Source organism: Photorhabdus hainanensis, assembly GCF_018448965.1.
In the GTDB taxonomy this organism is placed as follows: domain Bacteria; phylum Pseudomonadota; class Gammaproteobacteria; order Enterobacterales; family Enterobacteriaceae; genus Photorhabdus; species Photorhabdus akhurstii.
On the sequence record NZ_RCWD01000005.1, the window covers coordinates 1 to 12,260 of the forward strand.

Below are 12,260 nucleotides of genomic sequence, written 5' to 3' on the forward strand. Positions count from 1 at the left end.
CGCTATCGGGGATGCGGGCTGGCATGGCTTCATCAAGAAACTGGAATACAAAGCCGCAGCGGCAGGCGTCCATCTGGTCAAACTGGATCAGTGGTTCGCCAGTTCGAAAACCTGCCATTGCTGCGGTCACAAAATGCTGGAAATGCCGCTGCGTAAGCGGCTCTGGCAATGCCCTTTCTGTCGAGTCGAACATGACCGCGATATCAATGCGGCGCTCAACATCGAGCGCAAGGGCATAACAGAATTACAGGCGGCGGGACTCGTCGTCTCTGCCCACGGAGGCCAGCGTAAATCCGTCATAAAGACGGTGGCGGCCTGAGAAGTGGGAAGCCTCGCCGTTTTTACGGCGGGGAGCAGTCACTGGCTAGAAAGTCAATCAGTGGATTTTCATCATCGTGCTCAATGAGGTAATCTACCATTGCCAGCGCGTCATTATAGGCATCCTCGGAAGTGCAGCTCCCTAAGAAGGGAACAGCAGCTACCAGTACCTTTGTGGCTTCAAGTGCTTTGGTAGGTTCTGCAGTCATTCTTTCGTCTCCCGATACTGCTTAGTTAATTTGTTATATTCTGCATGAGTGGCTATATGCTTGATATATAGGCGTTTATTAACGAAATTTATATAGGCGATCATTCGTAAGTTTTGCCCACCTATGTCTATTACCCACCATTTGTCTCTGTACTTGAAATTATCAAGACTGGGGAACTGACTTCGTAATTCCACAGGGTTCTCAAAATCTTTTTCTTTTAACTGCTTATACGTTGCAATAATTGCATCTGCATCATTTTCCGTTTACAAGATGTAAACAACAAAAAACAAATACGTCGCCGCAGAACGACAATCAACTATTGGAAAATACTATAGAGATGATAGTAATCCGATCTTTGACGCTATAGATAAACTCGTTCATTCTTCATACATCCGCTTTCTTATCGATCACGATGGAGTGAAGACATGTAGGATATTATTGAAGGCTTTTTACAATTCCAGCGCGAGGTATTCCCAAAACGCTGCGAGCTTTTCAAGCGGCTTGCCACCAGCCAGAATCCACGCACTAAATAGCTTATTAATCCAAAGGAATCATTATGACACAATCTCAATACTCCCAAACTCCCCGTCAGGCCCTGACCGATGCTATCATCGACGCCAAGGCACGCAAGAATTTGACGTTCGAGGATATTGCACAAGGAACCGGTCTGAGTCTCGCATTCGTCACTGCTGCACTACTCGGCCAGCACCCATTGCCTGCCGATGCTGCGAGGATTGTGGTTGACCGACTTGAACTTGACGAAGATGCCTTCCTTCTGCTGCAAACTATCCCTGTACGTGGCAGTATTCCCGGAGGTGTGCCGACAGATCCGACTATTTACCGATTCTATGAAATGGTGCAGGTTTATGGTTCAACGCTTAAGGCGCTTGTCCACGAGCAGTTTGGTGATGGCATTATCAGTGCGATTGACTTTAAACTTGATATCAAAAAGGTCGATGATCCTAATGGTGGTTCACGCGCTGTAATTACGCTAGATGGGAAATATTTGCCGACTAAGCCATTCTAAAACAATTGCAATTGTTGGCATCGGCAAGAGGTTTGAATTTGAGAGATAAACCTCTTGCCATTTCAAAATTACGAGTGTCAACTTGACCGCTAAAAGTTCCCCACAATCCTTGATAAAGCAATGCCTGCTATAGCTCTCCAGAGAATTAAAGGGATTATGGCAGGTCTGAAGGGATTATGGTTCCGGCAGGATAAAACGAAGGGTTCGCGCAGAATTGGTCAATAACCTGCATCAACTGCGCAGGACGCTCATAGATGACCGCATGTCCACACTCTATCTCTGTAAAGCGTGCATCCTGAATTGCACCAAACAGAGCTTTGCTGTGGCGGATGGGCGTCATTTGATCATGCGTACAGCCAATAATCAGCGTCGTGGCTTTTATCGTAGGAACAATTTGAGTGATATCAACCCGGCCATTAAGGCCCATTTGTAACGCTTCAAATTCCCCTGGTATGGCATTTTCGAAGCTGATTGCAAGCTGATCTGGGTACATATTCACATGACTGGCGCCGCTGAAAGCGCAAAACATCACAAAGTCTGCAATAGCAGGTGACTGGATCTCATATAACTGACGCCAGACAGATAAAAATCGTTCTAACTGTAAATCTGTTTTCATCCATCCTGCGATCAGAACCAAATTACCAACCAGGTCAGGACGTTTAGCGGCAACAGAAGCAGTAACGACAGCTCCCAGAGAGTAACCTATCAATGTGACAGTCTCTCCCAACGCTGCTGCCTCAATAACGGCTTCGACCTGCTTTTCAAGATGTTCAAGGGTAAGCGTTTCGTTTGCTTTTACTGGTTGAGAAAAATCCAGGGATATAACTCTATTTTCCGTGGCAAGCAGTTGAAAGAGATAACCGAAATGTATCTCTGTGCTGCCGCCAGTGCCATGTACCAAGACGATAGGATTTCTATTGGCGTTATTCTTAATTGGATCGAGAGGTTGAGATGTGAAGAACTTTACTTCTTTTCCATCTACGTTTATGACACTTTCGTTGATATTAAATCTTTTCTCGGATTTATTCATGGTAATTAAATATCTCCTGATAGATATAGGTAATTAAACAATTATCTTGTGGTTGCTTAGTTAAATTAATAACTAAGTATAGAGTTATTGTCAAATTATAAAACTAAAATAGTGTCGTGATTGAATATTTCTATTATTATAAATCCCAATATTAGGTCTTATTTATTGTATTTTGGTGATATTGCAGGCAGAAAAAATAAGTTGAAACCTATTAATTAAGTCATGAATATTTTTTTGATAAAAATTATATAAATATCAATGTGTTAAAATAAATATGTTTGGGGTTGTATTATTGATTTCTTATTTCGCATTGACAGATTTTCATCCTCATACCATAGTGATTACATCACTTTTTTTATGTGATTGCATTGTTAAATAATTTTATTTATCTATTTCTTGGATGTTATTGATTGATAATTTATATAGTTAAGAGTTATCAGTAATACACCAGAAATCATTTCCCTAAATATTTTATAAAGTATTTTTTAGCTCTGACAGCATTCTGCTATAACGCCTGCCTTGGTTTATACAATTCATCAGCGTGTGTAGTCTGCTCTAGAGAGATAAAATTGAATGACATCATCGGATATTTAACACACCTGTTCAGGAGATGAAAAATGTCTACTCGAATCGTGAATGAACAACATCAACAATATGCGATAGCAGAAGGTGAAAAACGTGCCATACGCACAATTAAGCTATTTATTGCTCTGGGCTTTATCGCAGAGGCTGGATTTCTTTTAATGGGGCTTATTTTGTTTCCCGATAATGGTCCCTTGGTATGGCGTCTCGTGTGGGCGCTTGGTCTATGTGGTATCGGTATGGGGGCCGCCGTTGGGGGATTGACTTACTTAGTTTCATCTCGTTTGACCCCCGGAAGCACTGGAGCTTATATCATGACCGCAGTGAGTAGTACTTTGCTGTTTAGTGTTTGCCAGACGCTTTGCTGGGGATTGGACCATAACGTTGGGCTGAATTACTGGGGTTCAATAGACATGCCGTTGTTGTTCCTGATTAAAGGATACACTGCTGCACTGATTGCCGGCATTCTGGGCAGTTTCCTGCTTAACTCTGTGAAAGGTGCAAGATTCCTTGCTTATCTTAAGGTGTTTTAGTGAATAAAAAATCGAGTTTTCCCAATAGTTTTGCCATTTCCGTATTTCTGGCTGTGCTGGCTGCATGCCTGAATCTTATATTGTGGCGCGCTGATATTCTGGAAATGGCGCACAACACTGCGCTGAAAGGGTTAATGGCTATTTGGTATATATTAGGATGGGGTTTTGCTCCGGGTTGCCTGACCGTGCTTGCCATCAATTCAATCAGGGGAAGATTACCTCAGAGGGTGGGGGCGGTGACTGCAACGCTCATCAGCTTTCTACTGGTTACAGGGATTTGCGGTTTGGTTTATGCTTACCTGACAAACTCCGTTTTTATGCAAATTGCTATGGGAGGCGAAGCTCATCATCACCCGACCGCAAACAACGGAACTATTCTGGGTTTTATTATGCAACTGCTACCCAGTTTATGTGCAATCGTTATCTCAATCATAAATGCATTTTCGATAAAAATGGGAAAGGCGGTTTAGGTGATAAGATCTGAATAAATTCTTGGTGGCTAAACTGCTATTATGTTGACAGTTTATTACTTGTGAATTAGCTTCCAAAGCGTAGCTAGTAGACGGTTCTTCTCCCATCTTGTCATGGTGCTCAGTTCACAGACATAAAGCGAAAGATATTCGGCCCCAGTTTTGCGAATGCAAGATTGTGGCTTCCCCACCAATACAGCTTTACAGTAGACCTTTTAAGTCCGCTGGCGTCGATTCTTCTACTGTCTGATATTGTTAGATTTATTCCTCCAATTACCCTAGTTTTTCGTTACAGTCGGGCCTTTAAGCCCAAGGGAAAAGTTTTGATTGACGTGTAAGAACGTCAGAAATTGACAAATAGATGGAAAGGAAACCAACAAATAGACGCTATCTAAACCAGCATTTGGACGATGTGATAACCAGCAAATAGACGCTGTACAAACCAGCATTTGGACGATAGCATAGCCAACAAATAGACGGAGCAATTTAAGCTTCATTCTCTACATTGAACATAAAAGAACAACCTTGAATAACACACTACACCCAAGATACATAGCACCACAGCTCAAGGCAGCATTGGCTGATACACCAGTGGTGTGTCTGCTTGGTCCTCGCCAAGTCGGCAAAACAACGCTGGCGAAATCTCTAGACCCTGGGCGGGCTTACCTAACTTTCGATGACAGTACTTTGCTTAACACAGCTAAAGCCGATCCCACCGGATTTGTACAAAGCTTGCCAGAACGTGTCACACTGGATGAAGTACAGCGTGTGCCGGAGATATTACCTGCCTTAAAAGCAACTATAGACATTCATCGTCAACCGGGACGGTTCATACTAACCGGTTCAGCTAATTTGCTGTTGCTGCCTGGAGTACAGGAATCATTGGCAGGTCGTGTCGAGGTGATCTATTTACAGCCACTTTCTGAACAAGAAAAGCAGCATAGTCCAACATCGCTACTCGAACAGCTGATCACGAACAAAATCTCTCCTTCAATCAAAGGGGAACAAATCCTCATTGAAGGTGTGGTCGAAGCTGTAGTACAAGGCGGTTATCCAGAGCCGAATACGCGCAGTGAGGCGCGAGCACGTCAGTGGCATAAGCAGTACCTCAACGCCATTATTCAACGTGATGTAAAAGACATTGCAGCGATTCGAGATGAAGATGAGTTACTGCGACTTATCAAGACTCTTGCACTGCGTACTGGTAACTTATTGAACATCAGTGGATTGGCGAAAGGTCTGGGTCTTCAGCGAGAAACCGTGGATAAATACATCACCATTCTAGAGCGCTTGTTCTTAGTGAGGCGCTTACCGGCCTGGCATAAAAACCAAGCCAAGCGTTTAATTAAAGCCCCTAAAGTTCATGTGGTGGATTCGGGTCTGGCTTGTGCTTTAAATAATCTGAGAGTTGACGATTGGCATAACCTTAGTAATGATTTTGGTGCGGTACTTGAAAGCTTTGTGGTGCAACAATTGATCTGCCAATCAGGTTGGAGTGAACATGAACTGCACTTCTCCCACTATCGTGATAAAGATCAGGTTGAGGTTGATCTGGTTATTGAAGATAGTCGAAGAATTTGGGGGATTGAAGTTAAAAAAGCGGCCAGCATACAGCCGAAAGACGGTATGGGATTGGCTAGATTAGCTTCACTGGCTGATAGGGATTGGCAGGGTGGCATCTTACTGTACACCGGTAATAATTGCCTCCCAATTAGCCACATACCGAACACATTTGCGGTACCAATGAATGCGCTTTGGGGACATTGATATCCACCACGTCCTAAAGGACGTGGTTCCCTACATTCAGAGGCTGTCGCAAAAAGCCGACATTTCTTACTCAGGGGGAATACAGAGATTTATTGCCTGTTATTGGTGTTGCTAACCCATAATATCGGAGCAACTACCCTTAATAAATTATACGTCATAGTATGTAAGGTAAATTCTATTCCTTTCGTTTTTGTTTGGCAGTGATCACCGGGAATTAATTATCAGCAGCCGATCTAAAGGAATTGACCGGAGGCACCTTTGCCCATGCGCAGAATTGATTGCTTCGGAACTCATATCCAGAGCCATCACGTGACCACTTGGGCCAACACGGTTTGCAATTAAGCGTGTGAGGTCACCGGTACCACAGCCTATTTCGAGTATCTGCATGCCAGTACGGATACCCGATTCAGTCAGGAGTCTGTCAGTAATCTGTGTTTCATCCAAATTAAATTCTTTCGCTGCTATTTTGATTAATTCTGTACGACTGACTTGTGAGGTCTGGGTTTTGCACAGAACTCTGAGAAATTTGTTGTTAGTTTTATATAAATTTTCCTGGTACATTTCGGTAGTTCAATTCCAATCATTATATGGAATAAAAATTCCTTCTTATTTAAAATATTAATTTAGTTGATGTCTGAGTGTTATTTGTAAAATTAGCTTTTCTATTAATTACATTTATCAACACAATTTCAATTTTAAATATAAATTTCCACAATTAATACACTAGCATCGCATTCAATATAAATATAGTTTTAATATCTATAATGTTAATAGTGTTCTATCTATCTAATTAATTAGTATTTAAACTCAATGTCCTGACTCCCATAGGAAGATATTTCGATAAACTCTTTCTTTTTTATTATTGGTAAATTATGGCTAAATTTGATGTAATTTGTCGTGCGCGACCTGTAATCGACAAGCGCTGAACCTAGTTGATCAACTTAAAATAAAAAGACATACTATCTAAGCATGGATTAATACGACAGAGCCGAAACATGATTAGAATTCCAATCTAACTATCTTGGAAATATACACCTCTGCTATCCATTATAAATTCCTCAAGCTAAATAAAACATTTAAAATAAATAATTTTATTTTTTATTGTTTTTTATTAAAATTATATCTTCTAGTGAAAATTTTCTATCAATGAAGTGGTTTTCTTATTTTATTACTGTAATCTGAATTGTCGCATCTGGTTTTTATTGAATCTGTGCCTCTCAGTTTTTATACTATCATTTGTTCTGTCGTACTTTTCCGTTAATGTGACAAAAGTTTTTTCTTGGCTATCAAAAAACACTTGAAAATAACCATGTGAATGATAAGGTTTAATTTCAAACATTTCAGGCAAGGAAAATAAAAATGATAAATAAACCGATTATCTATGATTTTCATGGTGATAAACCATTAAGTACGCCTTTTACTAATATAAAGCCCCAAGACATTCATATTTATCTTGATGTTGATACTTATATTGGTAGCAAAACATGTGGATAAGCTTGTAAGCATTGTTGGTTTGTTAACTATGAACATGTTAAAAAGTTAAAGTTTAAAGATAATGAAGGAATAAATATTACTCGTTTTTTAAAATCAGAAGGTTATAAGGTCTATCCAAGATACACGGACAGCTTTGCTTATGATGGTGAACTGATGCGACATTATGGTGTTGCGAGAGCTAGAACTTATTTTGAAGGTGATACATCATCTAGCGTTGCAATGGAGAGTGGAGAAGCTTGGACAAGTGGTCGGCCATTATTAGGTGAAAAATCAGAATTTCTTTTAGATACGGCAAGAGATTATGGATACGGGACAATCACACTTACTTTCCACGGGTTAATTAACGAAAAAGGAATAATTTCTGATAGCCATGAATACCCAATAAAAGGGGTTCTTTATGGCACAGACCTTGAGCGTGTTTTGAAAGCTATAAAGGATTACAACGCAAAAAATAGAGATATCTTTAATGGATTTAGAATAGGAATTGGTATCACTGTAGGGTCACACAACGTATCGAAAGAAATGCTTGAACGTTATCTAGATTATTTCAATAAAATAGGAATCGATACTCTGCGATTTAATAAATTCTTTGATCATGGAGGAAAGCACCCTCACCTAGAAATAACACATAAAATGTGTGCTGATTTTTATGAAAATATAAAATATTTTCATGAAAATAAATTATTAAATTTTCAACTAGGTGTGAGTGAGGACTTTGGTTCTTTCGGGATAGATGTTTTAGGATTACCTCCATCTGTTGGTCATTGCCAAGCGGGCAAACAGCTTTTTGCCATTATTCCGTTAAAAAATAAAAAAAATAGAGAAAAACATAAAGATTATTTTTATGAAGAGATTGGCGACATTGTAGGGTGTGTGAATATTTTTGAACCTAAAGTAGGAAACTTAACTAGAGTGACTAATGTTCACAATGAGACGATAACATATAAAGTCAATTTTTATCTTGATGAAATTAACGATCTTGTTACTAAAAGATTAAACGGTGTGTTAAAGAATGGGTGTTTTGCTCGTGAGCTAATGAATAACCTCTCTGGTAGATCGATAGAGATTAAAAATGTTTAATAGATTATTGGTAATAGAAAAAAACCCATCCGGTTCGATTGGGTTAAAAAAAGCAAAAGAGCTGGGTGCTTATATTATATTTATTGGATCAAGGAAATACTATAATAAGGTATCTGATAATGATTTACTCTATATTGATGAATTCTTCGAAGCAGATACCAATGATGATCAGCTTGTTATAAATATGGCTGAACATATCAATGCTAAGAAAAAAATACAGGGTGTTATTACATTTATGGAGTTCTATGTTCCCCTTGCGGCTAAAGTAGCAGAAACATTAGGTCTTAAAGGAATAACATATGAGAATGCATTGAAAGCAAGAAACAAACACTTAATGAGAGAATCCTTTAGGCAAAAAAATGTTCCTATTCCTAAATACGCTCTAATTTCGAATGTTGACAGTGCAAAAATAGAAGCAGCCAAAATTGGGTATCCAAACATTATAAAACCTATTAATATGGCTGGAAGTCGAGGTGTTTTACGTAATGATAATGTCATCGAATTGGAAAGAAATTTCCGTGAAGTCTGTGAAATAGCTCCTCCATTTGGAGTAAAAAAATCTTCTTTGTTTTTGATAGAAGAATATCTAGAAGGACAAGAATACAGTGTTGAATCTATTTCCTTTAATGGTGTTGTGAACATTATCACAATTACTAAAAAATACGTATCAGATAATGGTTATTTTGTTGAATTAGGGCATACATTGCCTGCTAATCTACCATTACAACAAAAAATTGAAATAGAAAAAGTGGTAACACAAGCCTTGCTCGCGTTAGGTATTTATAATGGAGGAGGACATACCGAGGTTAAGGTGACAAGTGATGGTGTCAAAGTCATTGAAGTAGGAGCTAGGTTAGGAGGAGATCATATTCCTGAATTAGTGGAAATGGCTACCGGTATTGATATGTGGAAAGCAGTTATACAGGTTTCGTTAAATATTTCACCTGACTTAAGTGAGAAATGCAATAAATATGCCGCTATTTCTTATATCACCGCACCTTCTGGTATTGTTAAAAAGATAAATTACACAAAGAATGACTTTATCCATTTTGATGTTAACGTTGGAGAACATATTGAATCACTTAAAAATAGCTCTCAACGATTAGGGTATGCTATTGCATGTGGCGTAACAGCGGAGCAGGCTGAATCTGATAGTCATCACCTTAAAGAGAGTGTTATTATCGAAATAGAGTCAACATAACTCAATTACGTATCCTGGTGAATCAATGGCATCTCTATTTAGATTATCTTTATTAAAACATTTACCTCCCCCAATTTTTATCATGTTATTGGGGACACTGTTAACAAGGGCCGCCTATTTTATGGTTTGGCCTTTCTTAGCGATGATCCTTTATCGGCAGTTTAACATGTCAGCGACAGGGATTGGCGGATTATTGGCGCTGTCAAGTATCTTAGGCTCGGTGACAGGCATTTATACCGGATATTTGTCTGATATTTTTTGCCGCAGAACGATAATGCTTATCGGGGTGATGATAAGCATTATTTCATTCATCATGATGTCCTTCTCATCTTCACCTATCTTATATTTAATCGCTATATCTGGAATTAGTATTGGCCGTGCTCTGTTAGAAGCGTGTAGCAAAGCCTTAATTGGCGATTATATTGATTCTCCTAAAGAGAGAGAGTCAATCCAATACTATCGATATTATTTGGTCAATGTTGGCGCTGCAATTGGTCCTTATATTGGATTAGCCTCTGGCCTATCGGCACAGAGAGAAACTTTTCTGATTACAGCCATTGTTTATTTTGTTTATGGTATTATGTTGCGTGTCTTTTTATTATCTTCAAAAAAGGAAGAGAAGATAAAAAAAGTCAGTAATGAAATTAGCTTTACAAAAACATTGAACATAATTATTTCTCACCGAACATTCGTGATACTTCTATTATGTAATGTTCTTGTTATGTTTGTTTATGCTAACTTTGACTCTACGCTTGTTCAATATTTATCCAGATCAAATATCAACAATGTTACCAACTTTATCGCTTTATTAGTTATTGTCAACTCATTGACAATTATCACTTTGCAAATACCAATTTTAGTTTTGTTAAGAAAATTTACACCAAGAATAAAAATATTAATCGGTATCATGTTAATTGCCATAGCTCAAATCATTTTTGCATTCTCACCTATTGATACAGTTTATTATCTCTGTGTCGCAACTGTCATTTTGAGTTTTGGGGAAATAATTGCTATACCTACGTTTAATGTCGAAGTTGATAGGCTCACACCTCACCATTTAAGGGGAGCTTTTTTTGGTGCTTCCAATATGTCAAGTATCGGATCAGCTTTAGCGCCTATTTACGGAGGGATCATGCTTGATTTATTTAATGCTACTCTACTGTTTTCATTATTATCCCTAATTAGCTTGATAACTCTATTGATTTATTATATTTTTTTAATCAAAAAAAGTAATTAATGGCGGATGTATGAATTTCAATTTTGATGTTGTATTCGATCGTTCTGTTTTTTCATCCACTAAATGGACATACCCTCAAGACCCACTGTATACCGATAACAAGCCAACACCATTATGGGTGGCAGATATGGATTTTCAGTGTCCTCCTTCTGTCAGAAAAGCGCTTTTGAACATCATTGATTATGGCATATTGGGTTACACTAATTGTAGCTTATCAACATTAAATGCGATTACAGACTGGCAAAAAAACAGGCATGACTGGACAATTGAACCCGATTGGATTGTTCAGAGTCCAGGTGTTGCTACTGCGATTGATATTATAATTAATGCACTTTCGGAGCCTGATGATTCTATCATTATAATGACACCTGTTTATGGGGCATTTTCGCGCTCTATACTCGCCAATCAACGCTCCGCAATAACTGTTCCTCTTCATAATATTACTGGTCGATATTTACTTGATTTTGATGAGTTAGAAAAAAGCATTACAGCAAAAACAAAAATGCTTATCCTCTGTAATCCCCATAATCCAATTGGTAAAATTTGGTCTATTGACGAGCTAAATATCATTGGTAATATCTGTTTGAAACATAAAATAATCATCATATCAGATGATATTCACCAAGATTTGATTTTCAATAACCGTTCGCAATACACTCCTTTAGCAGCTCTGCACCCTTATTTTTCTGAGATATGTATTACGTGTACTTCACCAAGTAAAACCTTTAATCTAGCAGGGCTGCAAACATCTAATATTATTATTAAAAATAATAAGCTACGTGAGAGAGTAAAAAAAGAATTTCTGCGATATGATATGTCCCGCCCCAACATGATAGGATTAGCTGCGTGTGAAGCAGCTTATAAAACAGGGCAGGAGTGGTTAGAAGCGCTTTTACTATATTTAAAGGGAAATTATAATTTATTACATACTATGCTGAATGGTGTTGAGGGTATTCGAGTGACTGAATCCGATGCATTATTTTTATCTTGGATAGACTTTCGGCAAACAAATATCAATTTAGATAATTTGAATAATACATTAATTCAACAAGGAAAAGTTTGGTTAGATATTGGTGAACAATTTGGTGCGGAAGGATATGGGTTTGCGAGATTGAATTTTGCTTGTCCTAGAAAGATATTAGAGTCTTCAATTAAAAATATGCTCCATATCTGTCATTTTCAGAATGATGGCTGCGTCAACTGACAGAGCTAAACCACCCAAGTCATGATTCCGGTAGTTATATGGTCGAGTTGCCTGAGAGGATCTCACCCACAGGTTCTCACGCAACCGGACGTGAAGTAGAGTAGAGCG

At 38.6% G+C, this 12,260-nt stretch carries 12 protein-coding genes and 2 pseudogenes; 10 read left to right on the forward strand and 4 right to left on the reverse strand.

All coding sequences use genetic code 11. The features are described 5' to 3' along the window. Positions 1-319: RNA-guided endonuclease InsQ/TnpB family protein (locus EAE92_RS04335; protein ID WP_214067178.1), on the forward strand; the 319-nt coding region annotated here is incomplete at its 5' end. A 40-nt stretch (positions 320-359) separates the two neighbouring features. On the opposite strand, the pseudogene EAE92_RS04340 reads toward EAE92_RS04335, so the two are convergent. Continuing rightward, a pseudogene (locus EAE92_RS04340) lies at positions 360-527 on the reverse strand (transcriptional regulator); the annotation flags it as partial. Next, positions 524-784, reverse strand: a pseudogene (locus EAE92_RS04345) (type II toxin-antitoxin system HigB family toxin); the annotation flags it as partial. The pseudogenes EAE92_RS04340 and EAE92_RS04345, both read right to left, overlap by 4 nt. A 299-nt stretch (positions 785-1,083) precedes the next feature. Here EAE92_RS04345 and cynS point away from each other — a divergent pair. Then, on the forward strand, positions 1,084-1,554 hold the full coding sequence (gene cynS, locus EAE92_RS04355) for a cyanase (RefSeq protein ID WP_214067179.1): 471 nt from the start codon (positions 1,084-1,086) through the stop codon (positions 1,552-1,554). 154 nt (positions 1,555-1,708) lie between these two features. Here the strand turns inward: cynS and EAE92_RS04360 are convergent, their stop codons facing one another. Further along, positions 1,709-2,584: an alpha/beta fold hydrolase gene (locus EAE92_RS04360; protein ID WP_214067180.1), complete on the reverse strand. Its 876-nt coding sequence runs from the start codon at positions 2,582-2,584 to the stop codon at positions 1,709-1,711. Positions 2,585-3,201: 617 nt separating this feature from the next. Between EAE92_RS04360 and EAE92_RS04365 the strand changes: the two genes are divergently transcribed. The 3 genes from EAE92_RS04365 (at position 3,202) to EAE92_RS04375 (ending at position 5,936) form a co-directional block, all read left to right on the forward strand. After that, positions 3,202-3,699 (forward strand): hypothetical protein, encoded by a 498-nt coding sequence (locus tag EAE92_RS04365; RefSeq protein WP_036812604.1) that lies wholly within the window; start codon positions 3,202-3,204, stop codon positions 3,697-3,699. After that, complete coding sequence (locus EAE92_RS04370; protein ID WP_214067181.1) at positions 3,699-4,169, forward strand: hypothetical protein; 471 nt, start codon at positions 3,699-3,701, stop codon at positions 4,167-4,169. Before EAE92_RS04365 ends, EAE92_RS04370 begins: the two co-directional genes overlap by 1 nt. A gap of 525 nt (positions 4,170-4,694) precedes the next feature. Then, positions 4,695-5,936 (forward strand): ATP-binding protein, encoded by a 1,242-nt coding sequence (locus EAE92_RS04375; RefSeq protein ID WP_214067182.1) that lies wholly within the window; start codon positions 4,695-4,697, stop codon positions 5,934-5,936. A 204-nt stretch (positions 5,937-6,140) separates the two neighbouring features. Here the strand turns inward: EAE92_RS04375 and EAE92_RS04380 are convergent, their stop codons facing one another. Further along, positions 6,141-6,497, reverse strand: a complete 357-nt coding sequence (locus EAE92_RS04380; RefSeq protein ID WP_214067183.1) for a methyltransferase domain-containing protein — start codon at positions 6,495-6,497, stop codon at positions 6,141-6,143. A 798-nt stretch (positions 6,498-7,295) separates the two neighbouring features. On the opposite strand from EAE92_RS04380, the gene EAE92_RS24940 reads away from it, so the two are divergent. From EAE92_RS24940 to EAE92_RS04400, 5 genes are all read left to right on the forward strand, one after another. Next, positions 7,296-7,430 (forward strand): hypothetical protein, encoded by a 135-nt coding sequence (locus EAE92_RS24940; protein WP_281422750.1) that lies wholly within the window; start codon positions 7,296-7,298, stop codon positions 7,428-7,430. A gap of 153 nt (positions 7,431-7,583) precedes the next feature. Then, complete coding sequence (locus EAE92_RS04385; protein WP_214067184.1) at positions 7,584-8,510, forward strand: hypothetical protein; 927 nt, start codon at positions 7,584-7,586, stop codon at positions 8,508-8,510. Further along, complete coding sequence (locus EAE92_RS04390; protein ID WP_214067185.1) at positions 8,503-9,711, forward strand: ATP-grasp domain-containing protein; 1,209 nt, start codon at positions 8,503-8,505, stop codon at positions 9,709-9,711. The genes EAE92_RS04385 and EAE92_RS04390 overlap by 8 nt, the downstream gene beginning before the upstream one ends. Before the next feature lie 25 nt (positions 9,712-9,736). Continuing rightward, positions 9,737-10,948, forward strand: a complete 1,212-nt coding sequence (locus tag EAE92_RS04395) for an MFS transporter (protein WP_036812620.1) — start codon at positions 9,737-9,739, stop codon at positions 10,946-10,948. A 10-nt stretch (positions 10,949-10,958) separates the two neighbouring features. Then, complete coding sequence (locus tag EAE92_RS04400) at positions 10,959-12,152, forward strand: MalY/PatB family protein (protein ID WP_214067186.1); 1,194 nt, start codon at positions 10,959-10,961, stop codon at positions 12,150-12,152. The last annotated feature ends 108 nt before the right edge of the window (positions 12,153-12,260 follow it).